The following is a 22,531-nucleotide window of genomic DNA, read 5'->3' on the forward strand; positions in this document are numbered from 1 at the left end:
GGTAGTTTCTCGACTCAAATATGACCCAGAGCAACAACACAAGGCCTGCGCGGCCAACCGCGCGACTGACCGCGTTCCTGTCGGAACGACGCAACCTCGTACGCGACTATTTTTCGGCGATCAGTGGCGCCGGCGGGCGGCTGGTCTTCTCACTCATCTATTTCATAGCACTCGCCAACACATTGTCTTTGGCTGACTTCGGCCTCTTCGCAACCGCCTCGGCAGCGGGCGTCATGCTGTCGCGCATCCTCGCTTTCGGCTTCATCTCAGCACTTTACCGGACGGCCACGATCCGGCCGAACCTTATCGGCACCTTCACGGCGGGTTTCATCCTGCTTGCGGTCCTGTCGCTGCCGCTGCTCGCGGCGGCTTCCTATGGGATCTATCTGCTGTTCTTTTCAAGCGAACTGCCGCTCAAGATCTTTGCGACGGTGGTCTTTGCCGAAGCACTGTTGTGGCGGCCCGTCGAGGTGGCGCTGATCGTCAACAACGGTCTCGGCCGCTTCGGGCGCGCGGCGATCATGGCGATACTCGGAACCGTGGCGCGCGCTGCTTTTGCAGCGGCATTCTTCTTCTGGCCGACGCATGCGCTGGAAGACTGGGCACTGTTCTACGTCGCCGCCAATGCCATCTCGGCGGTCATCGCCTTTGGCTTCTTCTACCCGCGTCAACGCCTGCGGCTGCGCATTCCGCTCTATATGCGGCGGCTGGCGGATTCGGTCTATGTCGCCGGCGCGGAAGTGCTGTTTTACCTGCAGATGGAGTTCGACAAGCTGCTGGTGCTGTCGATCGGCGGGCCGCAGCTTGCCGGCCTTTATGCCATCATCATGCGGCTGGTCGATCTCACCGCCATACCGATCCGCACCTTTTCGATGATGCTGGTGCAGCGGATGATGCGCGCGCCCGAAATGCTGAGGCGCCTGAAAGTACGCGGCGGCATCGAACTCGGCGTCTTCCTCGTCTCGACGCTGGCCCTGTTCTGCCTAGCGATAGTCCTGCATTTCTTCCCCAACGCACTCGGCAGGAACGTTTCGGAAGCCGCACCGCTGGTGGCGCTGGCAATCTTCGTTCCGGGCCTGCGCAACCTGGTCGAGTATCAGGCCGAACTGCTGTTCGCGCGGGGGCAGACGCTGATCCGGGCGATAAACCTCGCGCTGCTGGCCGGGCTCAAGGCTGTGCTTCTGATCTGGATATTGACGCGCGGGCTCGAAACGCCGGACCTGATCTGGTGGCTGAACGGCGTCTTCGCGGCGCTCTACCTGGCCTCGGCGGCCCTCACCTATTCGGCATTGAAGCTGCCGGCGAAGGCCGTGTAAGCGGCCACGCGCTGGTTATTACGCTTCGACCAGCCGCCTGATGCGATCGAGATCTGTGCCGATGAAGGACTGCATGCCGATCGCCACCTGCTCGGGCGACATGGTGGCGACGAATTCGCGGAATTCCGCCTCCGACATGGCCGAGCCCGTCCAGTGCACGCGGCAGAATTCCTCCGCGCCGTGGAAATGGCCCTGCCCTTGCAGAACCTCGTCGACGAAGCGGCCATAGAGCAGGCATTCGGAGAATTTTCGCGCCGAGCCGAGAACCGCGATCCAGTGGCGGCCATGCACCGCCTCGATCTTCCGGCACATTTCCAGCACGCTGTCGCGCCGCCATGCGATCAGCGTCGAGATGTAGTCATGCGGGGATGTTTCGGGGTTTTTAATACCGAGCGCGGCACCCGCATTGCGCGACCATATGCGGTGTTCGCCCTGATCGCCGCCTGCCATCGCGTTGTCGCGCCGGAAAAGCCGCACCTTGCCCTCGCGCTGGAAGGCGGAGAAGTTGAACGGCTTCAGGAAGGCGACGTCGGAATCGACATAGACAAGAACGTCCTCCTTCGCATGCACTGCTACCGCGATGCGGCGCAACTGCTGCACATGCCATCCGCGCAGCGGCATGGTGCGCAGGCTGAGCCAGACGCGGCGGCGAAACAGGCTGAGCGGGTCGTCCAGAACATGAAGCCAGTTCGGCAGCAGGTCGCGCTCGTCGACCACCGTGCGGTTCGGCGTTTCAAGCTGGCGAAACAGCGGCACGTCGCGATGCTCGACCAGGATGTAGTGATGCGCCATGCCGGTGACGTGGCGGTCGACGGTCTCGCAAAGCAGCCGGCAGCGTTCGAAATCGGGCGCGTAGCTGGCGGTCACCATTGCCGACTGCAAGGTCACCGGCATGTTCGAGCGCCTGTCATCGGAGGGAACGAACCGGCTGTTCACCGTTCTTCCCTCACGCCGAAAAACTTCTGATGCAAGGCACGGGCGAGGAAGAGCGGATTGCCGACGATATAGCGGCGCCACAGGCGGCGCGGCTCGATGATGAGGCGGAACAGCCACTCGAGCCGCAGGGTGCGCATCCAGCCGGGCGCGCGCGGCACGGAGCCGCTGAGGAAATCGAGCAGCGCGCCGACCGCGATCGGCAGAATGCAATGCTGCTTGGTGAGGTTGCGGGCGATCCACAATTCCTGGCGCGGCACGCCCATGGCGACCAGCAGGATGTCGGGGCGCAGGATTCTGATGCGTTCGAGGATTTCCGGCTCATCCTTGGGCGCAAAATAGCCGTCATGGATGACGGCAAAGCTGTGCTGTTCGGCCAATGCTGCGAGTTTGCGCGCGGCTTCGTCGGCGTTGCGGCGCGTGGCACCGATCAGCCCGACCGTCAGCGGGCGGGCAGACGCTTTCAGGAACGCGGGAATGAAATCGGTGCCGTTCAGGTTCGACGGAAACGGCGCGCCGTAAAGCAGTTTCGACGCGATATCGACGCCGATGCCATCCGGCAGGATGACGAAATCGTTCAGCGCATCGGCGAAGGCCTCGTCGACGCAGGCGATGTTGGCGTTGTGCGCGTTGAGAAAACTGATCTTGGTGAAGCGGTTGTCATCCAGCTTGCGCTTCAGGATGGTGATCGCCTCGCCCCATTCGATATTGGCAACGTGGATGCCAAGTATCATTCTCCAGGACTTCACATCTGAGGACCGGCGGCCGGCATGGACGTTCATGCGGCGGCTCCGTTTCTCTGGTAGCCGATCTTGTCCAGGCCGCGCATGACCTGCGCGTCGAGTGCCGCGCGCTGCTGGCGATAGAAGATACGGCCATCGGCGTCGGCCACCTTGCCGGACGCCGCCCGTTCGAGCGCCTTGGCAAATACCGCCGGATTGTCGGTCACGACGCAGTTTTCCGGCATATGGTCTATGCCGCGGAGCGCACTTCGGGTCGCCACCGCGGGAAGGCCGAGTTCGAAGGTCTCGATGGTCTTGAGCTGCACGCCGGTGCCGGCACGGCTGATCAGCGGGATGACCGCTGCACTTCGCACGAATGCTTCGGCATCGGGCACACGGCCGACGAACTCCACGCCGGGATGGCTCGATGCTGCGCCCGCGAGCGTGCGCCCGGCGATGCGGATGCGAAAATCGCTCGGCAATTGCGGCACGACCTCGCCCAGGAACCAATCCAGCCCGATGCGATTTGGCTGCCAGGTCCAGGTGCCGATAAGTGCTGCGTCACACTCGATCCGCCGCTTCGACGGCTGCGGCGGGGGTGTTTGGCGCGTGACAAGCGGCAGGGCCGCCGACCTGTCGTCCGAGGCGACGCCAAGGGCGGCACGATCCTCCTCGGCCAGCGTGAACACGAAACGCGCCTTTTCGCACAGCCGCAATTCGAGCGTCTTCAGCAGCTTCGCCTCGCGCGTATACATGAAACGCTGGAGCATGCTGTTGACCGAATGGGCAATCTCGATAGCCGAGCGATGCTCGACATTATGCGCAACGAAGATCGAGGGTCGGTCGTCGAAGACGCCCTCGAATGCGCCGGCAAACTGGACGGAATTCAGCACATAGCCGTCGAAAGGCCCGGCCGCAGCGATCTCCTGGCGCAACTCCCCGGCAGTGACGGCGCGCAGCTTCACCGATGAGAAGGTCAGGCCGGTGCGCATTGCCTTGGCCAGCCAGGCGATCTTCTGCTTGAACGGGGCGTCTTCCGTGCGAACGTCGATTTCGCCGAGCACGACGGTGTTGTCGGGATCGGCCGGCGGCTTGCCCGGCCAGGCAAAGCCGATGACCGTGACGCGCACGCCAGCACGATGCAAAGCATCGATGACCGCGGCGTTGGCGATCTCGTAGCCCGATTCCAGCGCGCCGTCCGGCACGATCGATGTTGCAAACAGAAGATGCATCACACCCCTACGTCAGCATTTTCGCTAGCAGAGCGCAGTGAACCGTTGATTAAATGACACATATGATTGTCGCGATTGCTCCATCGGCGAAGCCCGTTCCACGAAAGGTGTTTAACGAACCGTTATCGGCGATAGTGATATCACAGCCCAAACTCAATCGGCAGCCCGCGCATGACCCTTTCGCCATCAAACGGCGCCGTTTCGATCGCCGGCAAGTCTCCTGCCCTGGACTTCGCGGCAATGGAAGCGGTTGTTACCGTGCCGACCTTCCGCCGGCCGGAGCAATTGCTGGCCACGCTCGACTCACTGCGCGCGCAAAAGACGCAACGCCCCTTCGCCATCATCGTCATGGAAAACGAGGCCGAAAAGCGCGAGGGCGCCAGGGCGGCGACGCCGCTGTTCGTGGCCGGACATCTTCCCGGCATGGTCATCATTGCGCATGAGCGCGGCAATTGCAGCGCCTATAATGCCGGCTGGCAGACGGCGATCCGCTATTTTCCGGCCTTTCGCCACCTGCTTGTCATCGACGACGACGAGATCGCCGACGAGAACTGGCTGGAGCGGATGTGCCTGGCATCGGAGACGATGCGTGCCGACATTGTCGGCGGCCCGCAAATTCCCGTCTTTGCCGAACCTGCTCACGAGAAATGGGCAACGCACCCGGTGTTTGCGCCACCCTATGGCGAAAGCGGTCGCGTGCCGGCGCTTTACTCGTCCGGCAATCTCCTGATCGGGCGCAATGTGCTGGCGGCGATGGGCCCGCCCTTCCTCGACTTGCGGTTCAATTTCATGGGCGGCGGCGATTCCGATTTCCTGAGCCGCTCGGCCGAGCGCGGCTTCAGGCTCGGCTGGTGCGCGGAAGCACCCGTCTACGAGGCCGTGCCGGCGCGCCGGGTCGAGGCCGACTGGATCCGCGCCCGCGCCTTGCGCAATGGCGTGATTTCAACGCTGGTGGAAAAGAAGAAGCGCGCCGGCACGCCTTTCGCCAACACGAAAGTGCTGTTGAAAAGCCTGGCGCTGCTGGCGGCCTCTCCCATCCGAGGCGCGCGGCGGCTCTATGAAACACGCTCGCTTTCGGTCGGTCTTTATCCCGTCTATGTTGCGCTCGGCCGGGTGATGGCCGAATTCGGATATGCCAATGAGCAGTATCGTCAGCCCGAAAAAAACTGAGAAACCGTACCCGGTTTCTATGCAGGCGTTGCTGGCCGGCGCGTTCACGCGCACTGGCATCGCCACCGCGATCGCCTCGATGCTGCTGACCGTCGTGATGATCTCGTTCCGGCCGTTCCAGCCGGGCGGCGCCGAGATGCCGTCAGCGGGCGGCGACATCGTCAACCAGCTCGGCTTCGGCGCATTGGGCGCGATCTCGATCTTCTCGCTGTTCACTTTTGCCGATCGCCGCGTGCTGATGGCGCTGTTTGCGCCGTCTTTCCTGCTGCTGCTCGGGTTCCTGATGCTTTCGGTCGCCAATGCGACGGACCCGATGGCAGCACTGCGCGCCGCTTCCTTCACCGTCATCGGCATATTGGTGATGGCGACGGTGCTTGCCATTCCACGCGATGCCGACGCATTTTCGACCGTCATCGCCTTTTCCGGCATTTTCATCGTGGTTCTGTGCTTTGTCGGGCTGGTGCTGTTTCCCAACGAAGCCAAGCACACAACCGCCGGCGCCGAGCCGCAACATGCCGGGCTTTGGCGCGGCGTGTTCACGCACAAGAACATCGCCGGGCCGGTGATGGCCTGTTTCAGCTTCGGCGGGCTCTACCTGTTCCGGCGCGGCTGGAAGGTCACCGGTCCGTTCCTGCTGGTCGCCGCGATGATCTTCATGATGAACACCGGCTCCAAGACCACTGCCGGGCTGGTGCCGCTTGCGATCCTGATGGTGGCGGTGCCGGGGATTTTCGGGGTGCGCTCTCTGACGCCGGCCCTGTTCCTGCTGGCGATCATCGGCACGACGATCGGCACGCTCGGCATCGTCTTCATCGAGCCGTTGCGTTTGTTCGTCCACCACAACTTCTCCGACCTGACCTATACCGGCCGCACCACGCTGTGGGAGTTCGCCGGCGAGATGATCGCCAAGAAACCATGGACCGGCTACGGCTATGAGAGCTTCTGGGGCACGATGTTCCTCTGGACCATGGACCAGCCCTTCGACCGGCCATGGGACATCCGCAGCATCGTGCACGGCCATAACGGCTATCTCGACATCGCCGTCATCATGGGCGTTCCGGCGCTCTGCGTTGCCGCCTGGGCGTTCTTCATCGCGCCGTTGCGCGACTACATGCGCATTCCCATGCGCAAGGAGAATGTCTATCTCGGCGACTTCTTCATGATGATCCTTCTGTTCACCGCGCTGAACTCCTTCCTGGAGAGTTTTTTCTTTCGCCGCGCCGATCCGGTCTGGCTGTTCTTCGTCTTCAGCATCATCGGGCTCAGGCTGGTTGCGCGTTTTCCGGTGGCGACACGGACGAAACGCTAGTTGCAAAGCGCATGCGGACGTCACATCTTCACCGCATGAGCGCGCGTGACATTGCTCCTCCGGTCCGGCTGTCCCGGCGAGAACTGATCCTTGGCGGGCTCGGGCTGGCTGTGCTGCCTGCCTTGCCGCGCGAGGCTTTCGCCGTGGCGCCAGCTTCCGGCCGGATGATCGACGCCACCTTCATCTTCACCAACGACGTTCACGCCTGCCGCATGGCGAGCGGCCTCAGCCCGAACTGCTTGCAGGAAGGCAAAACGGACCAAAACCTGCTGCGCCATATCGCGGCACTTAACCGCGTGCCGAACAATCGCTGGCCGAAGGATATCGATGGCGCGGCGAGCGGGCTTGCAGGCGCAGGCAGGAAGATTTCCCGGCCGCTCGGCGTGGTTGTCGGCGGCGACCTGACCGACGACGGCGGCGGGCAGATGACGCAACCGCGGGAAGGTACCCAGTTGCTGCAATTCAGCCATCGCTACCAGCAAGGCAGCGGGCCGGACCGCGTGCATTTTCCCGTCTATGCCGGCCTCGGCAATCACGATCTCGACCAGGACGGCCCGCCGCCGCAAACCGACTGGTACCGGCAGGAACTGCGCGACTACATCGAAATCAACCACCGCCCGAGCGTGTTCTTCAAGCCGCCGGTGCCGGCCGAGAACTACGACAGCGCTTCGGACGACTATTCCTGGAACTGGGGCGGCCTGCATCTGGTCCAGACGCACCGCTTTGCCGGCGACACCGCCAAGGGTGCGGTGAGCGGCTTGCCATGGCTGAAACGGGATCTGGCGACTTATGCCGGCAACGGCGAGCCGGTGATCCTATTCCAGCATTATGGCTGGGATCCGTTCTCGACGGAGAAGTGGGACCCGGCGAAGAAGCAATTCGACGACGACGGCTCCGGCGCGCCGCATTGGTGGAGCGAGGACGACCGCAAGGCGCTGCTGGCTGTCCTGTCTGGCCACAACGTCATTGGCATCTTTCACGGCCACCAGCACGAAACGGCGATGATCTACCAGCGCGACGGGCTCGACATCTTCAAGCCCAAGGCCGCCTATATGGGCGGCTTCGCCATTGTCCACGTCACCAACGACTATATGGATGTCGTGCTGGCCGAAGCGGTCGGCGACAGGGGCGAGATGGTCTTCACCAATGCCTTCAGCAAGAAGCTGGACACGCCCTGACGAGGATTTGGGCCAGTGCCACAGGCCCCTTTTCCATCTGGACCTGACCGTCTATTGAGGTCTTGTCTGGAGAACTGAAATGACAATCAAAGTCGTGCTCGCCGGTTGCGGCAATATGGGATACGCCATGCTCGCGGGCTGGCTGAAATCGGGCCAGTTGAAGCCAGCCGAAACCTTCGTCGTCGAGCCGAATGCGGATTTGCGCACGCGTGCCGAAACGCTGGGTGCTGCGGCAAGTCCGGATGCCGGCGGCCTGACGGCTGGCGAGGCACCGAAGCTTGTGGTGCTGGCGGTCAAGCCGCAGGTGATCCGCGAAGTGACAGCCGCCTACAAGCATCTCGGCAACGGTGAGACAACTTTTGTCAGCGTCGCTGCCGGAACGCCGATTGCAACCTTCGAAGCCATCCTCGGCAGCAAGACGCCGATCATCCGGGTGATGCCGAACACGCCCGCCGCAATCGGCAAGGGCATGATGGTGGTCTACGCGAACGGCAACGTCACTCCGCAAACCAAAAGCTTCGTTGAAGAGCTGCTTTCAGCCAGCGGCGCGGTGGCCACCATCGATGACGAAGGCCTGATGGACGCCGTGACCGCGGTTTCCGGCTCGGGCCCGGCCTATATCTTTCACTTCATCGAAGCGCTGACGGCAGCAGCCGAGCACGCCGGCCTGCCGAAGGAGACGGCAAAGCTGCTCGCCATGCAAACCGTGTTCGGCGCGGCGAGCCTCGCCGCCGAAAGTGCCGAAGAACCCGGCGTTCTGCGCCAGCAGGTGACAAGCCCCAACGGCACCACAGCGGCAGCGCTTGCGGTACTGATGGGTAAGGACCGGCTGAAGAACCTCTTGACCGAAGCGGTGGAGGCGGCACGGGCGAGGTCGGTGGAACTGGGGAAGTAAATTTCTCCCGCGTCAAATACCCAGTAACGGATTGCGGATAACCAGTCGTCCGTCGACTATCAGACCGTCCTGCATGTCTTCCGACAGCACGACATCGCACCCGGCATCAAGAGCGGCGGCGACAATCATGCCGTCATAGACACTTAGTCGATAACGCTCTGCCAGCGCCAAGCCGGCTACGTGGATTTCCTCGGTCATCGGAACCACCGTGAGCACTTCTCTGAACGTCGAAAGAAAAACGTGCGTCTCGGACCACGTCATGCCCAGTTTGCGGCGGGCGACACTGGCGAATTCGTTCAGAACCTGAACGCTGATCGTGCCGCCTTCTTTCAGAATCTCTTCTGCGCGATCGGCCTTGGTCCTGTCGCCGGAAGCCAGATAGACAAGCACATTCGTATCGATGAATGGACGAACGATGCTACCGGGCATTCACCTCATCCCGGTCGAACTTGAAATCGGCAGGCAGACGGCCGCGATAGGCCCTCAGCCTTTCAACCAATTCGTCTCGACTGGGTTTGCGCGCAACCTCAAGCTCGCCGCGATCCGCGACGCGGAGTTCGATTTCGTCGCCTTCATGCAGCTCTAGCGCGTCCACCACCGCAGCGGGCAGTCGAACCGCAAGGCTGTTGCCCCATTTGGAAATCTTCATGGCATCACCTGTGGATATACACCTTTATAATGTATATCCATCCGGTCACTCAAACAAGGGCCGCCGAACTCGCAGCCGCTCCATAAAGCATCGCATCCTGCCGCCGCCGCAACTCATACAGCCGCGTCGTTACATCCGGCGCGGCGTTGTCGGTGGTGAGCAGTTCGCCCTTTCTCACCGGCTTCAGCACCTTGCCGCCTTCCAGCAGGCCGACAGGCACGGCGTGGCTGGCGCGCGCTTCTTCAGCCGTCATCGTCCAGGAGCGGTAGCAGGTTTCGCCGATGGCATCGAATGTTTCGCCGGCTTTCAGGTCGCGCTTGGCCACGGCGCAGACTTCGGCCACCGGCCTCGGCAGCGGCACCATGTCGGGCTTGCCGTAGAGCATGATGCGGGCCGCAGTCAGCGGCACTTCCAGCGAAGTCAGATGGTATGGCCGGAAGAAGCTGTAGTAGGGGCCGGTGCCGACATGCAGGTCGTCCATGCGCTCGATGATGCGCGGATGGGTGGCTTCGACGATGACGAAGACGCCCGGTGCGACGCCCTTGCCGATTGTATAGTCGACCACGCCCTTTTTGCTCAGCACGCCGCCGTCTTTCTCGGGGATCAGCACCTTGGCGAGTTGGTCGCGGTCGGCCTTGGGGCCGTGCATGCCGGGCTTGTCGGGCACGAGGCCGGTGGCGTTGGCGATCGCCGCCATCTCGACCATGGTTTTCGAGCCGTCGATGAACTCGACCAGCATGCGCGGGTTCATGTTGCGGCGGATGGCTTCTTCGCGATAGTCGTCGGGCACGGCGTCGTGGTTGAGCGGGTTGTTCTTGCCCTTGCCGGCCGAAACGATGGTGTAGCCGAGTGCCGAGGCGAACTCGATCAGCTCCATGCAGCTCGACGGTTCGTCGCCGGCGCCGACCGAATAGACGACGCCGAGCCGATCGGCTTCCTTCTTGAGATAGGCGCCGATGGTGACGTCGGCCTCGACATTCATCATGACGAGATGCTTGCCGTGTTCCATCGCCTTGAGGTCGAAATCAGCTGCGACGCCGGGCTTGCCCGTGGCATCAATGACGACATCGACCAGCGGGTTGGTGACCAGCATTTCGTTGGAGGTGATGGCGATCTTGCCGCCCTCGATCGCTTCGGTGACCTTCGAGGCGGTGTCGGCTTCGCGCGCCATGGCTTCGTCGCCGTATGCAATTTTTATCGCCTCGCGCGCGGTATGTGGGCGGCGGGTAGAGATGGCGCAGACCTCTACGCCCTTCATCAGCATCGCCTGCGTGACCAGATCGGTGCCCATTTCGCCCGAGCCGATAACGCCGATACGAACCGGCCGCCCCTCCTCCGCACGTCTGGCAAGATCACGGGCGAGCCCGGTGAGGGCGACATTGGTCATGGCAATTCCGATGCTTGGTAAAACTGAACGATGTTACGGGAATTGCGACCGTCTTGCCAATGAAACGGTCGCTCGTCCAGTCAAGTCTATCATCGTCCGACGCAAATCGGCAGGGCTAAAGCCGATGCCTGCTCAGTTGAGCTTGACCAGCACGACGCGGCGGTTCTTGGCGCGGCCGGCCTCGTCGTCATTGCTGGCGACGGGCGCCATCATGCCGGCGCCGGCGGCGGTCAAGCGAGCAGCTTCGATGCCGTATTTGGCGGCAAGCTCATCCTTCACGGCATTGGCGCGCCGCGACGACAGGTCGAGATTGTAATCGAAGGCGCCCTGATTGTCGGTGTGGCCGACGACGATAACGGAGATATTCGGCTCGTTCTTCAGCAGGGCCGCGATTTCCTTCAGGGTCGGCTCGGATTCCGGCTTGATGTCGGTCTTGTCGGTGTCGAACAGGATGCCATAGAGCGAAATGCTGCCCTTTTCGCTCAACGAATCGGCCATCTCCTTGGCCTCGACGAGAACCATCTTCTTTTCGCGCGGCTTCGGCTCCAGAATCTGGACAACGGCAATGGTGCGGCCGTTGAACTCCTTGCAGTAGAGATCATCGACCAGTTGATAGGCCTGCACCGTGACATAGGCGTCGCCTGCCGTCTGCGGCACCTTGGCGGTGAAATAGCGCTGGTCATTGATGCCGGCAGTCAGGGCGCAATTGCCGTTGGAAAAGGCTGCATCCTTCACATCGGCCTCGTGGAAGAAATACTGCATCAGGCTCATATGGCCGCCGCCACCGCTGCTCGATCGCGTGGCGTCGCCGCCGCAGTCTTCCTTTTTGCATTCGAACTGGACTTCGCCGCCGGCCTCTTCGATCACATCCTGATAGTTACGCAGCACTTCCAGCGGCGAGCGTTCGCCGGGCAGCACATAGGCGATGCGGGTCAACGCGCCTTCGACCTCGACCTTCTTCTCTGGCGTGAAAACACGGTTGTTGCTGGAATCGCGCGCCTCTTCGTCCTCGCTGGGCTTCAATGGTGAAAGCGGAATGGTGAAATCGGTGTAGGAGAATTTTTCGTAACTGACGATGAACGAGCCGTCATAGCGCTTGGCCAGCGCATTGTCGGCGGCACCTTCGATGTCGGCAGTGGGAATAGTGGCATCGGCGGCAGCAAGATTTACGCCGGCAAACAGAAGAATGGCCGCACAAAACAGCGTTGCGACCCCGGAACCCGAAAATTGCATAATCTTCCCCCACTGCGCTCATCGCAGGCAGGCAAAAATACCTTCGAGCAGCAAGAAACGCAATTACGCTTTACTGCTGAATAGGCCAATTTTATTTTTCGGCTCGAGAAAAATTCGGCCTCGACTTCGCGGAACGAAGTTATGTCTTCGTCACTGCTTCGATTCCGCGCTCGGAAGGCTGTGTCATGGTCGACGCCCTGATTGCGCCGCGCCGGCGCGATGCCTTAAAAGCGGCAGCAATCGGTTTTTCCAGCAGTTCGTAGGCGACAACACCGACCGCGGTGCCCGCAAGCACGGCAACGACCAGCGCAAGGGGAGCCGGCAAGGATATCGCCGGCGCGAATTTCGCCACCACCGAAACCGCCAGCGTGTGCCAGAGGTAGATGGAATAGGAGGCGTCGCCGAGCCATGTCAGCGGGCGAAAATCGGAAATCATGCCGGCGCGCTCCAGCGAAAGCACACCAGTTACAAGGGCGACGGCAAGTGGACCGAAGACGAAGGGATGAAAGCCGACATAGGTGACGCCAACGAAAACGAAGCCGAAAACGGCAAGCAGGATCAGCGCGAGACCACTCGCCGGCGACGGAATCCTGCCCTCCAGCCAGAACTTGCCGATGACCGCGCCCAGCAGGAATTCGAGGATCGCCGGGTTGGTGTAGGTGCGGAAAAGCGGATTATCGCTGTCGAGCGAAAGGCCTATGACGGCCAATAGGATGAACAAGCCCGCAAGCGCCGGCAGGCGTCTGGCCGCTGGCAGCAGCAAGGTGCAGGCAAAGACGGCATAGAAGAACATCTCGTAATTCAGCGTCCAGCCCTGGACCAGCACCGGCCAGATCTCGCCATTGCTCGGCGAAATGTGCGGAACGAAGAACAGCGAACCCAACACATGGCCGAGCGTCAGCTTCATGTTCGGGAAGAGCCCGGCAAATGCGCCCCCGAGCATGACGGCCGTGGCGATCCAGTAGACCGGCGCGATGCGCTCCAGCCGTTCTCGCAGGAACTGCAGGGGCGTGACGGGTCGCGACTGGGCAAGCGTCCACATGATGAAGCCGCTGACGACGAAGAACACGTCGACGCCGGCAGCCCCGATGGCGAAGTGCCCGCCCGTGCGCTCGGCGGCGTGAAAGACGACGACTGCAAGCGCTGCAAAGGCGCGCAGATACTGGATACCGTAGAGCTTTTTCATCAGGCGGGACGCATCTGCATTTCGTGCTGGTTCGCAGGCGCCTCGTAGCGTCGCGTCGATTGCGAGGTCGCGAGCAGGCCGGCCGAATAATAGAGAAGGAACGAGCCGATCGCGTAAGGGTGCATCATGTCGACCTCGAAGAAGGAGCGCACGACCAGCATGACCGACATGCCGAAGACGACGTAGGAGGCGACATCGTCGCGGTCATCCAGAAGCCGAATGAGATGGCCGACCGGAACCCGGACAATCACCACCGAAAGCAGGAAAAGCCCGACCACGCCAAGTTCGACCAGCAGTTCGATATAGGTGTTGTGGAAATGGAAGCCGCTGCGCGAGGCGATGTAGAATTCCTCCCAGAGCCGCTCGGCTTCCGAAAAACCCTGGACCCAATAAGCCTGGTAACCGACGCCGAAATAGGGTGACAGGCGCCAGGCGGCTATGCCTTCGCCCCACAGATAGGTTCGGCCGGTCAGCGTCGTGTCCTTGCCGAAGGCACCGAGCAGAAGGTCGAGACCGCCGAGATTGATGGCGGCGAAAGCGATGCCGATGGCAGCTATAAGGCCGACGAGAAAGAACATCTTTCGCGTGCGCGGTGCAAACAGCAGAAGAAGGCTCAACCCGATTACAACGGCGAGCGTTCCTGCCGTGGCGATGATGGAGGTTGCCGACTGCGAGGCGAGCAGCGCGTAACCGGCGAGAACCAGCGTGCCAAGGGCCAGCAGACGCCAGATGCCGCGTTCGCGCAGAATGAAAATGGCGGCGAAGGCAAAGTAGATGCCCACCGAGCAGTAGAAGCCGAGCTGGTTCTTGGACGAAAAAGCGCCGACGAAACTGAAATTGCCGTCCATCGAATCGTAATTGTAGCCGCCGAATGCCAGCGAAAAGAGAACCACCATGCAGACGCCGGCGAGCATGCCCATCGTCAACGTGCGGATGTTCATCGTGCGCGCGACGATCAGCGCGCAGACGATATGCGTCATATATTGAAGGCTGGCGCGCATGGTGACGCTAGGGGCTGCCGACCAGAAAACCGACAGGCAGGCAAAAATGCCGAAGGCCAAGATCCAGTAGAACTTCGCGTAGTTGCCGAGCGAGTGGCGATAGTCGATCAGGATCAGCGGAAACCAGAGCGCGTAATAGGCCAGGATCGAAACCTGGCCGAAACGGCTCGAATAGGCGAAAACGAAGACCGACAAGGTGATCGCAAAGAAGCCATACCAGAAATTATGGTCGGGACTGACAAAGCGTGCCTTGGCGATCTTCATATCCGGTCCACCGCCGCTCAGTTGGCGGGGATCGGCAATATCCCGACCTTGATGACGTCACCCGGCTGCACCGGCGTGTTCTCGTCTACCGGTATCTCGCTGGCCTTTCCGTCGTTTTCCCGCACGATGGAGTAGCTGACAGGCGGCGCCTCGCTAGCGCTCGAGCTGCGCGCGGCTCCCGGATCATGCGACAGCGCTTCGGCTATCAGATCCTTGTACATGCCGATCTTCAGGCTCAGGCCCTCGATATCGGCCTCCGTCGACTGACGGTCCTGGGCGATCTCGGTATCGCGATCGCTCTGAAGGTCGGCGGCGTCCTGCGTTGCCTTGCTGATGTCCTGCTTGGCACGCAGCGATGCCGTTTCCATGTCGAGCACCTTGCCTTGCAGGTCGGATACGGATTGCTCGAGCGAAAGCACACGCGAATTCACCACAAGTCCGCGATCGGCCAGGTTGCCGATGCTGTCGAGTTCCTTGCGATACAGCTCCATCTGGCGGTTCTGCGTGACGATCTTCTTTTCAAGCGAGGCGATCTCGCTCTGCAGGAGGTTCCTGAGGTCTTCGTTCGACTGGAGCTGGTCGCGGAGCTTCTTTGCGCGGGCCAATTTGAAATTGGTCTCGTCGGTGATCAGCTTCTTTCCATCTGCGCTGTCCTGCAACTCCTTGGGAAACTCGATATCCTTGTCTTCCGCCTCGGAAATCAGGCGGGCGCGGCGGGCAATCAGCCCGTTGCGCTGCGAAACCAAAACGTCGTAATTGCCGCGCGCGTTGATGAAGTCACGTTCTATGCGCTGACCAGAATCGGCACGATGCAGACCACCGGCAAGGCTGAGCGCCTTCAGCACCGTCAGATTGGGTGCAAAGGGGTATTGCCCAGGTGTTTCCACATCGCCTGAAAGGAAGACCGGGCGAAACTCGGCGAGTTCCACCGAGGCGTCGGGCTTGTCGAGCAGGCCGAACTTCTGCTGAAGCTCCTCGCCGATCGCCGTCGAGATGTCGGTGGTCGTCTTGCCCGAAGCCGGCATCTCGCCGATGAAGGGCAGCGATATGTTGCCGGAAGGTCCGACCGTGTAGTCACCGCTGATGGACGACCAGTCGCGCACCGCGCCCTCCGCCGTGCGCCACTCGACGACGCGGATGCGCAGCTTGTCCATGGTGCCGAGCTGATAATCGGCGGATTGCGCTGCCACGGGCAGCAGCATGACGATAGCGGCCGCGCTAAAGCAGAAAAAACGCCTGCCGGCGCGCCACGCGGGGTGAGATACAATAGATAAGATGATCAAAGCATGCCTTTCTGGCTGCGTTTGTCGGGTCATGTCGTATGTGGCGCCGCAGCGCTTGGCCGATCCGAACGAGCGGAACGGCCTTAGCGCGCGGTCAATAGCTGCCGCGCGACGAGAAAACGGCCGGAACTGTCTTGAAGATGATTTTCAGGTCGGAAGCGAATGACCAGTTCTCGACATAGTGACGGTCGAAGGCGACACGCGCATTGTAGGAAACGTCGTTGCGGCCGCTGACCTGCCAAAGGCCGGTGAGGCCCGGACGCGACTTCAGATAGTAGTCTGCCGCCTGGCCGTAGAGCTCGAGTTCGTCCTTCACCACCGGACGCGGGCCGACAATGCTCATATCCCCGCGCAGGATATTGATGATCTGCGGGAGTTCGTCGAGGCTGAGCTTGCGCAGGACGGTGCCGACCCTGGTTACACGCGGGTCGTTCTGCAGTTTGCGCGTGGCTTCCCATTCTTCGCGCCCCTGCGGGTTCGTAGCGAGGTAGGCTGCCAGAATCTCATCGCCATTCGGCACCATGGTGCGGAATTTCAGGCAATGGAACACATTGCCATTCCGGCCGATCCGGCGATGGCCATAAAAGACACTGCCGCCGTCAGAAAATTTGACCAGGGCTGCCAGCATCAGAAAAAGCGGGCTGAGTAATACGAGTCCTCCCACAGCACCGAGAATGTCGAAGCCCCTCTTGATTGCTCCTCCGATCGGCGGCTGGGCTTCGGTGCCGGATCGGAATCGTCGGGATAGGTTTGCCAGTACGGCGGCGTAATTCATTTGGCTGCTCCACGAGAATGGTCAGGAACGATGCGAAATGCTGCAACGCAACATAACATTTGTACACTGGGGGATATGTCATGTCTGTGATCAAAATCGGACGGGAAAACCGATTTAGATCATAATTTGTGACGCTCGTTTACATAACAGTCGATTTAGGTGAGGATATTTTACCGCGAGCTTTAGTAAAAATTGATCGTTTTAGGTGCATTTTTTGAAATCTATTTATAATACTTATAATCAATCCAAACTTTATTGAGGAACTCTTGGAAGAAAATTGAACTCATTCTTGTATATCCTTAATATTCTAACCTATGTTAGCCCAATAAATCTATGTCATGATTGAAATTATTTCCAACCGATATTGCGCTGCAACATCCTTTGGATTCAAAGCGATGCACAATGAAAGAATGGATGAGAAACCAATTCGTGATGTTGCGCGTTCACCTCAGGTTCAATATATCTCCTCTATACGCGCCTTTGCAGTGGCGTACGGCTCCGAAAAATCAGAAGATCAGATTGCGTGCCGGCTGCAGATCGTAGGTGTGTGTTTGGGAGGGAGGTATCTGCGCATGATTTCGGGCAACCGAAACTATTACACTAATGGCATGAGGATATAACAATGTCCTTATTGCTATTCTTGCGCGGTCTTGTCGGCGTATTGGTGGTGTTTGCCATCACGACTTACGTCGTTACGCAATCGCTATGGACTACTTTCATCCAGACCGTGATCTGCGCCATTCTCCTGCAAATAGGCTATTTCGCCGCTGTTTTGTTCATGGTCTGGCGCTCGGGCGGCAAGAATTCGCGGGGCGCCGCAAGCCGTTCCGACGATTCAATTCAAACCGCGGGCCCGGAGGAACAGCCTTCAGCAAAGATCAGCCAGCTGCCCGGCGTTTCCGGTTCGCAGCACCCCTGATCACTGCTGCGATCGCCCGCATGTCATGAAATAGCCTTTCGCAACTGCGAACAATCTGCCTGTATTGGAGCCGGAAGCGGCGCGCCGCTGTCGAGCGGCGATCCACAAGCGGATTGAAAGAGGTGAACGTGACATCATCCGAGGCTAGCGTCTGCGTCATCATCGCCGCCAAGAATGCGGCAGACACGATTTCGCGGGCCATAAGTTCCGCCTTGCGCGAGCGGCAGACCGCCGAGGTCATCGTCGTTGATGACGGTTCGAGCGACCGTACGGCCGAAACCTCGATCGCAGCCGACGATGGAACAGGCCGCCTCAAGGTCCTTCGGCTCAACGCGAACAAAGGACCAGCATTCGCCCGCAATCATGCCATCGCCAATTCGACGGCACCGCTGATCGCGATCCTCGACGCGGACGACTTTTTCCTGAAAGGCCGTTTCGAGCGGCTTCTCGACAATGACGACTGGGATTTCGTCGCCGACAACATCGTGTTCATCGATGCCCGTGGTGACATGACTGAGCCCGAGGTTCCCTATTTCGCGGCAGAACCCCGCTTCCTCGACATTGGCGGCTTCATCGAGGGCAACATCTCCAAGCGCGGCAAGGCGCGCGGCGAGATCGGCTTTCTCAAGCCGGTCATGCGCCGCAATTTTCTCGACGCGCACGGCATCCGCTACAAGGAAGAATTGCGGCTCGGCGAGGATTACGACCTCTATGCACGCGCGCTGGTGAAGGGTGCGCGCTACAAGATACTCCACGGCTGCGGCTATGGCGCGGTGGTGCGACCGGACTCGCTCAGCGGCCGGCACCGCACACTCGATCTCAAGCGCCTTTATGAAGCGGACCGGGCCATCCTCGCCTCACCCGATCTGCCGAAGGAAGCGAAAGGCTGGCTGCGTCTGCACGAACGCCACATTCGCGGACGCTACGAGTTGCGCAACTTCCTCGACATGAAAGCCAAGGCCGGGCTCGCAAGAGCCGGGCTCACCGCGCTGACGAACCCCGCCTCCCTGCCGTCGATCGTCAGTGGCGTCGCTGCCGACAAGCTCGAAGCGCGCAAGTTGCGGCACAGGCCGGTGAGCGACAAACCGATGCCGCCGCGCTACCTGCTGCCTGCGCGCGTCATCGCCTAGAAGTAGTCCTTCCGTATCCCGGCCAGCACTTCGCGAAAACGCTCCTTGCGCTCGGCAAGCACGCTGTCGGCGCTGAGCTGCGGCACGGCACGCCGCGCCTGCCGCAGGGCAAGCGTTGATGGAGCCGCCAGCACCTGCTTTGCCATTGTGCGCAAAGTCGACTGGCGCGGATCGTTGCGGGTCATGACGAGGCTTTCATCGAAGCTGCGCTTGTTGGGATCATCGAGCTGCGGTGGCGCCTTGTTCTCGAAATCTACGCCCCAGAATTTCGCGCCCTTGGTGATCGCCTCGGCGCGCGACGAAACCGGCACGTGCAACGGCTTGTAGGCGACCTTCACCGTCGAGGCCCAGTCGTTCCACTTGAAATTGTTGATGCTGCGCGAGGTGCTGACTGCGACCCACGGCACGCGGAACGCATCGGCGAGAATCGCGGCATGCATGGATTCGGCAACGACGAGTTCCGCCTGGGCAATCGCCCGGATGACCGACTTCGCCTCACCGCAGGGATCGACATAGCCAAGGCCGGCTGCCTTGCAGACGATGGGCCAGATGCCGCCGACCGTCGATTCCCAATGGGGTACGAAGATCGGCCCGCCGGTCTTGGGCAGGTTCTGGAATTCCGGCATGTCGGCGACCAGCACGGCTGGATCGATGATGCCAAGCCCAGGATCGATGCCGAGCTTGCCGGCGGTCAGCGGACCTCGCACGCAGCGAACGTCCCATTGCGACTTGTCGGAAAAATCGGGCAGCGTGCCGTAGCCGAAGCCGCTGCCGATCACGAGCTTCCTGACGCCGTCCGGCAGCAAGACCTTATTCAGGACCGTGCCGACGCCGACGAGCAGCACTTCGGGGTGAACCTCGCGAAAGCCGGGAAGCAGAAAATCCCAGAGCCAGAGATTGAGGTCGTCGCCGAAATTGCCGTGTGCGGATTCCCAATAGAATGGATGCATGACGCCCTCGCCTATCGAGAAATCTTGGATACGGCGAGTTCCACCGCGCTGCGCAGGATTTTGGGGTCACGCCAGGCCCATTCGGCGAGCAGGCCAAGTTGCGGCACCTTGCGCTTGCGCACCAGCCGCATCTGGCCCCACAGAGCCTGACGGCGCGCCGTCTGCTTGTAGGATTCGATCGAGGCCTTGTCTTCCGGCTTGTGTGGAAAGCCGTTTTCGAGACGGTCCAGCGCCACCCATGTGTTGAACTGCTGCTTCAGGAATTGCGGTGAATCGTTGTCGAGGCCGTGGAAAATATTGATGCCCTCGCCGCGCGTTGCACCGACGGTTTCGCTGAGAATGCTGCGCTGCGCGTTGCGCACGCATTCGTAGAAGAACAGCACATCTTCCGCCGCAAGCCGCAACTCAGCCTCGAAGCGCACTTTGCGGAACAGGTTTTCGCCGATGACCATGCAGGATAGGTGCATGAAGCTCCAGTTTTTCAGCATCACGCCGGCAAGGTCGGGCACCTCGACGATCGGCGGTTCTTCCGACAGGCGGTTGACGGTGGTGACGTCGGCCAGGGCCGACACGCCGAAGTGGTAATAGAAGGCGTCGCCGCCTTTTATCGAGGCCCAGTAACAATCTGCATCAAAAAGTGACAGGCCGGCGACCGCGTTCTTGAGGTGGTCGGGTGTCCACTCGTCGTCGGAATCTAGGAAGGCGGCATAGGTGCTATCAGCGGGTATGTGCTCGAGGCCCATATTGCGTGCTCCCCCCGGGCCTGCATTGGGTTGCTTTATGACGGTAATCCTGGCCCGCTCCTCCAGCGAAAACCCTTCCAGATCCAGCTCCACGGGCGACGGCGAAGCGTCGTCCACGACGATCACGTCGAAGTCCGGATGGGTCTGCGCAAATACCGATTTCAGCGCGCGATGCAGTATTCCGGGCTGCCGCTGGTAATAAGGGATAATGGCTGTGCACTTCGTCATTTCTTGCGCCTTATGAAGTCTAGGGGAGAGGCTCGCAGGCTATCGATGAGCGCTCGATGAATTCTGGTCGGCTGGCTAAAGCGCGTCACGATCTTTCAGATTCGCTTTCCGCGCTTTAAGTCTTTGTTTTTGCGCATGTCGTTATCGCAAAACCGCTGCACACTTTTGCGCGACATGCTCTAATTCCGGGCTTTCTGGAGAACAAGGCGTTCACCGAGAGCCAAACGACGCCGGTCCATGCTGCCTGCCACTAACCCGAAACTGTGACGAATGATGTCGGCTGGAGCAATCGGTCCCAAACCAGCACATTCGGGCTGAAGTTTGTCACCGCACCGATCCGAGCGCGCATCTTTCACCGCATACCTTCTCAGGATAGTGGTCCTTCTCACCTCAATCCAGCTTTGCAGCGACGTCGTCCGTTCACTTTTGATGCAGTGCACAATTGCCGGCGTTAGCTTCCGCGGACGACGGTTTCGGAACCGGTCGGCGCACCGCCAGCCACGGCTCCATCCTGGTTCGGTTTCAGCCGCGAGAAGCGCTCACCAGCGACCATGATCGAAGTGAGAGTCAGGCGCCCTCATCCTCTTGTTTATCTCGGGGGTCGGTGAGATTTTCCTGTAAGCTCTGGTCAAGCCGCATGGCGATTCGACAAGGCGCAACGATATGGCTCTTTTCCGCTTCAAAACCCGCAACCCGAATCGCGACCGCGAGACGGATGCCGGCCGCATGCAACGGCTGAGGCAGGTTCTCGATGAGATTCACGACGAAATCGAGAATGAAAAGAATGGCTTGCGCAATCGCTACGACAAGGTGACGGCCGACGCCGCCTTCTCCCAGCAGGCGCTCGAGGACGATCGCGTCGATGCCGGCATGTCATCGAAGATAGATGAACTGACCGAAGCGATGATCCGCTACACCAAGCGGCTTGCCTCGCTTGACGGTCAGATCGGTTTTGTTACCGAACTGCGCGGGCGCATCGAGCAATTTTCCCAAGCAAACGCAGGCGACGGTGCCTCGGCGAACCCCGCCGCGGCCGAACAGGGTTAACGTGCGCTTATAAAATGTTACCGGACGCGAGGCCGAAATTAGGCCCCACGTCACATTCTGAACTTGCCACCGACCTATGTGCAGTGCAGCATTTCGATGCTGTGACTTGAACAGGTGGGCGTGGGAGGCGCCGCCAAAACAAAGGTGGCAAGCCACGTGATTTCAAACGAAACCGGCACGGCACGGCGCGGCCTGACGCTTCTCATTCTCGGCGTCGGCACCCTCCTCGTCTCTTCCGTGGGCACGATGAATGCGTCCCACGCGCAGGAGAAGAAAGCCTCGGGAAAATCCTTCGTCGAGAATTTCGACAAGCTGGACAGGAAGCAGTGGTATGTCTCCGACGGCTGGACGAATGGCGAGCATCAGAACTGCATCTGGTCGAAGGATCAGGTGAAGGTCTCGGACGGCATGCTGCGGCTGGGCTTCCAGAAGCAGTCGATAAAGAATCTCGACTATGCCTGCGGCGAGATCCAGACCAAGCAGCGCTACAGCTACGGCACCTATGAGGTGCGCATGAAGGCTGCCAAGGGCTCTGGCCTCAACACCGGTTTCTTCACCTATATCGGCCCCGTCGACAAGCAGCCGCATGACGAGATCGATTTCGAGGTGCTCGGCAAGAACCCGGCAAAGGTGCAGATCAACCAGTATGTCAACGGCAAGCCCGTGGGCGATGCCAAGCTGGTGGATGTTCCCGGCGGTGCCGACCAGCGCTTCAACGACTACGCCTTCGTCTGGAAGCAGGACAGGATCAGCTGGTACGTCAACGGCGAACTCGTCGGCGAAGCGACGGACCCGGCAAAGCTGCCGACCCACGCGTCCAAGATTTTCGTCAGCCTGTGGAGCAGCGACATCCTGAAATCCTGGATGGGCACGTTCTCCGATCCCGGCGCGCCGGTGACGGCCGAGATCGATCGCATCGCCTTCACAGCAGAAGGCGATGCCTGTCAGTTTCCCGAGTCTGTCGTCTGCAAACTGAAATAA

The 22,531-nt window shown here is 60.6% G+C and carries 21 protein-coding genes and 1 pseudogene; 9 read left to right on the top strand and 13 right to left on the bottom strand.

The annotated features are described in order from the left end of the window. Positions 1–20: 20 nt before the first annotated feature. Complete coding sequence (locus WBQ96_RS21500) at positions 21–1,316, top strand: lipopolysaccharide biosynthesis protein (protein ID WP_336554131.1); 1,296 nt, start codon at positions 21–23, stop codon at positions 1,314–1,316. 18 nt (positions 1,317–1,334) lie between these two features. Here the strand turns inward: WBQ96_RS21500 and WBQ96_RS21505 are convergent, their stop codons facing one another. Genes WBQ96_RS21505 through WBQ96_RS21515 form a run of 3 tightly spaced genes read right to left on the bottom strand, consistent with a single transcriptional unit; the run spans position 1,335 to position 4,203 of the window. Continuing rightward, on the bottom strand, positions 1,335–2,252 hold the full coding sequence (locus WBQ96_RS21505) for a DUF6492 family protein (RefSeq protein ID WP_165114835.1): 918 nt from the start codon (positions 2,250–2,252) through the stop codon (positions 1,335–1,337). Then, a complete protein-coding gene (locus WBQ96_RS21510) occupies positions 2,249–3,031 on the bottom strand; it encodes a WecB/TagA/CpsF family glycosyltransferase (RefSeq protein ID WP_165114833.1) in 783 nt (260 codons plus the stop codon). The genes WBQ96_RS21505 and WBQ96_RS21510 overlap by 4 nt, the downstream gene beginning before the upstream one ends. After that, positions 3,028–4,203, bottom strand: coding sequence for a glycosyltransferase (locus tag WBQ96_RS21515; RefSeq protein ID WP_336554135.1), 1,176 nt, complete (start codon positions 4,201–4,203; stop codon positions 3,028–3,030). Before WBQ96_RS21515 ends, WBQ96_RS21510 begins: the two co-directional genes overlap by 4 nt. A gap of 171 nt (positions 4,204–4,374) precedes the next feature. On the opposite strand from WBQ96_RS21515, the gene WBQ96_RS21520 reads away from it, so the two are divergent. The 4 genes from WBQ96_RS21520 (at position 4,375) to proC (ending at position 8,755) form a co-directional block, all read left to right on the top strand. Continuing rightward, a complete protein-coding gene (locus WBQ96_RS21520; RefSeq protein WP_336554137.1) occupies positions 4,375–5,373 on the top strand; it encodes a glycosyltransferase family 2 protein in 999 nt (332 codons plus the stop codon). Continuing rightward, positions 5,342–6,682, top strand: a complete 1,341-nt coding sequence (locus WBQ96_RS21525) for an O-antigen ligase family protein (RefSeq protein ID WP_336554139.1) — start codon at positions 5,342–5,344, stop codon at positions 6,680–6,682. Before WBQ96_RS21520 ends, WBQ96_RS21525 begins: the two co-directional genes overlap by 32 nt. 35 nt (positions 6,683–6,717) lie before the next feature. Further along, the gene (locus tag WBQ96_RS21530) at positions 6,718–7,860 is read left to right on the top strand and encodes a metallophosphoesterase (RefSeq protein ID WP_337035923.1); all 1,143 of its coding nucleotides are present in this window, start codon (positions 6,718–6,720) and stop codon (positions 7,858–7,860) included. A gap of 79 nt (positions 7,861–7,939) precedes the next feature. Then, positions 7,940–8,755 carry a pyrroline-5-carboxylate reductase gene (proC, locus tag WBQ96_RS21535; RefSeq protein WP_336554141.1) on the top strand — a complete coding sequence of 272 codons (816 nt, stop codon included), beginning with the start codon at positions 7,940–7,942 and terminating at the stop codon, positions 8,753–8,755. A gap of 12 nt (positions 8,756–8,767) precedes the next feature. Here the strand turns inward: proC and WBQ96_RS21540 are convergent, their stop codons facing one another. The 8 genes from WBQ96_RS21540 to WBQ96_RS21575 form a co-directional block, all read right to left on the bottom strand. After that, positions 8,768–9,184: a PIN domain-containing protein gene (locus tag WBQ96_RS21540; protein ID WP_336554143.1), complete on the bottom strand. Its 417-nt coding sequence runs from the start codon at positions 9,182–9,184 to the stop codon at positions 8,768–8,770. After that, complete coding sequence (locus WBQ96_RS21545; protein ID WP_336554145.1) at positions 9,174–9,404, bottom strand: AbrB/MazE/SpoVT family DNA-binding domain-containing protein; 231 nt, start codon at positions 9,402–9,404, stop codon at positions 9,174–9,176. Before WBQ96_RS21545 ends, WBQ96_RS21540 begins: the two co-directional genes overlap by 11 nt. Positions 9,405–9,453: 49 nt before the next feature. Next, positions 9,454–10,791, bottom strand: coding sequence for an NAD(P)H-dependent oxidoreductase (locus WBQ96_RS21550; protein ID WP_336554147.1), 1,338 nt, complete (start codon positions 10,789–10,791; stop codon positions 9,454–9,456). A 132-nt stretch (positions 10,792–10,923) separates the two neighbouring features. Beyond that, positions 10,924–12,024, bottom strand: coding sequence for an OmpA family protein (locus WBQ96_RS21555; protein WP_336554149.1), 1,101 nt, complete (start codon positions 12,022–12,024; stop codon positions 10,924–10,926). Positions 12,025–12,163: 139 nt separating this feature from the next. After that, entirely contained in the window at positions 12,164–13,210 is a 1,047-nt protein-coding gene (locus WBQ96_RS21560) for an acyltransferase family protein (RefSeq protein WP_336554151.1), read from the bottom strand. Then, positions 13,210–14,475, bottom strand: a complete 1,266-nt coding sequence (locus WBQ96_RS21565) for an O-antigen ligase family protein (RefSeq protein ID WP_336554152.1) — start codon at positions 14,473–14,475, stop codon at positions 13,210–13,212. Before WBQ96_RS21565 ends, WBQ96_RS21560 begins: the two co-directional genes overlap by 1 nt. 17 nt (positions 14,476–14,492) lie before the next feature. After that, on the bottom strand, positions 14,493–15,677 hold the full coding sequence (locus WBQ96_RS21570) for a polysaccharide biosynthesis/export family protein (protein WP_336554155.1): 1,185 nt from the start codon (positions 15,675–15,677) through the stop codon (positions 14,493–14,495). 175 nt (positions 15,678–15,852) lie between these two features. Continuing rightward, positions 15,853–16,533, bottom strand: coding sequence for a sugar transferase (locus tag WBQ96_RS21575; RefSeq protein WP_336554156.1), 681 nt, complete (start codon positions 16,531–16,533; stop codon positions 15,853–15,855). Positions 16,534–17,155: 622 nt separating this feature from the next. On the opposite strand from WBQ96_RS21575, the pseudogene WBQ96_RS28315 reads away from it, so the two are divergent. Both WBQ96_RS28315 and WBQ96_RS21585 read left to right on the top strand, forming a co-directional pair. After that, positions 17,156–17,266, top strand: a pseudogene (locus WBQ96_RS28315) (exopolysaccharide production repressor protein); the annotation flags it as partial. Between the two features lie 314 nt (positions 17,267–17,580). Next, entirely contained in the window at positions 17,581–18,582 is a 1,002-nt protein-coding gene (locus WBQ96_RS21585) for a glycosyltransferase family 2 protein (RefSeq protein ID WP_336554218.1), read from the top strand. Here the strand turns inward: WBQ96_RS21585 and WBQ96_RS21590 are convergent. Together WBQ96_RS21590 and WBQ96_RS21595 are read right to left on the bottom strand one after the other, a co-directional pair. Continuing rightward, positions 18,579–19,532, bottom strand: a complete 954-nt coding sequence (locus WBQ96_RS21590) for a polysaccharide pyruvyl transferase family protein (protein ID WP_336554160.1) — start codon at positions 19,530–19,532, stop codon at positions 18,579–18,581. The genes WBQ96_RS21585 and WBQ96_RS21590 overlap by 4 nt on opposite strands. A gap of 11 nt (positions 19,533–19,543) precedes the next feature. After that, complete coding sequence (locus WBQ96_RS21595; protein WP_165114806.1) at positions 19,544–20,503, bottom strand: glycosyltransferase family 2 protein; 960 nt, start codon at positions 20,501–20,503, stop codon at positions 19,544–19,546. Between the two features lie 663 nt (positions 20,504–21,166). Between WBQ96_RS21595 and WBQ96_RS21600 the strand changes: the two genes are divergently transcribed. Both WBQ96_RS21600 and WBQ96_RS21605 read left to right on the top strand, forming a co-directional pair. Then, positions 21,167–21,550, top strand: a complete 384-nt coding sequence (locus WBQ96_RS21600; protein ID WP_165114470.1) for a hypothetical protein — start codon at positions 21,167–21,169, stop codon at positions 21,548–21,550. Between the two features lie 159 nt (positions 21,551–21,709). Next, entirely contained in the window at positions 21,710–22,531 is an 822-nt protein-coding gene (locus WBQ96_RS21605) for a glycoside hydrolase family 16 protein (RefSeq protein ID WP_442920878.1), read from the top strand.

It is taken from the genome of Mesorhizobium sp. CCNWLY176 (genome assembly GCF_037153935.1).
GTDB lineage: Bacteria > Pseudomonadota > Alphaproteobacteria > Rhizobiales > Rhizobiaceae > Mesorhizobium_M > Mesorhizobium_M zhangyense.

Excerpts from the sequence above, each read along its gene's own strand:
- WBQ96_RS21500 (WP_336554131.1), top strand. The coding sequence starts at position 21 with ATGACCCAGAGCAACAACACAAGGCCTGCGCGGCCAACCGCGCGACTG.
- WBQ96_RS21510 (WP_165114833.1), bottom strand. The coding sequence starts at position 3,031 with ATGAACGTCCATGCCGGCCGCCGGTCCTCAGATGTGAAGTCCTGGAGA.
- WBQ96_RS21515 (WP_336554135.1), bottom strand. The coding sequence starts at position 4,203 with ATGCATCTTCTGTTTGCAACATCGATCGTGCCGGACGGCGCGCTGGAA.
- WBQ96_RS21520 (WP_336554137.1), top strand. The coding sequence starts at position 4,375 with ATGACCCTTTCGCCATCAAACGGCGCCGTTTCGATCGCCGGCAAGTCT.
- WBQ96_RS21525 (WP_336554139.1), top strand. The coding sequence starts at position 5,342 with ATGAGCAGTATCGTCAGCCCGAAAAAAACTGAGAAACCGTACCCGGTT.
- WBQ96_RS21530 (WP_337035923.1), top strand. The coding sequence starts at position 6,718 with ATGAGCGCGCGTGACATTGCTCCTCCGGTCCGGCTGTCCCGGCGAGAA.
- proC (WP_336554141.1), top strand. The coding sequence starts at position 7,940 with ATGACAATCAAAGTCGTGCTCGCCGGTTGCGGCAATATGGGATACGCC.
- WBQ96_RS21540 (WP_336554143.1), bottom strand. The coding sequence starts at position 9,184 with ATGCCCGGTAGCATCGTTCGTCCATTCATCGATACGAATGTGCTTGTC.
- WBQ96_RS21545 (WP_336554145.1), bottom strand. The coding sequence starts at position 9,404 with ATGAAGATTTCCAAATGGGGCAACAGCCTTGCGGTTCGACTGCCCGCT.
- WBQ96_RS21550 (WP_336554147.1), bottom strand. The coding sequence starts at position 10,791 with ATGACCAATGTCGCCCTCACCGGGCTCGCCCGTGATCTTGCCAGACGT.
- WBQ96_RS21555 (WP_336554149.1), bottom strand. The coding sequence starts at position 12,024 with ATGCAATTTTCGGGTTCCGGGGTCGCAACGCTGTTTTGTGCGGCCATT.
- WBQ96_RS21560 (WP_336554151.1), bottom strand. The coding sequence starts at position 13,210 with ATGAAAAAGCTCTACGGTATCCAGTATCTGCGCGCCTTTGCAGCGCTT.
- WBQ96_RS21565 (WP_336554152.1), bottom strand. The coding sequence starts at position 14,475 with ATGAAGATCGCCAAGGCACGCTTTGTCAGTCCCGACCATAATTTCTGG.
- WBQ96_RS21570 (WP_336554155.1), bottom strand. The coding sequence starts at position 15,677 with ATGCTGCTGCCCGTGGCAGCGCAATCCGCCGATTATCAGCTCGGCACC.
- WBQ96_RS21575 (WP_336554156.1), bottom strand. The coding sequence starts at position 16,533 with ATGAATTACGCCGCCGTACTGGCAAACCTATCCCGACGATTCCGATCC.
- WBQ96_RS21590 (WP_336554160.1), bottom strand. The coding sequence starts at position 19,532 with ATGCATCCATTCTATTGGGAATCCGCACACGGCAATTTCGGCGACGAC.
- WBQ96_RS21595 (WP_165114806.1), bottom strand. The coding sequence starts at position 20,503 with ATGACGAAGTGCACAGCCATTATCCCTTATTACCAGCGGCAGCCCGGA.
- WBQ96_RS21600 (WP_165114470.1), top strand. The coding sequence starts at position 21,167 with ATGGCTCTTTTCCGCTTCAAAACCCGCAACCCGAATCGCGACCGCGAG.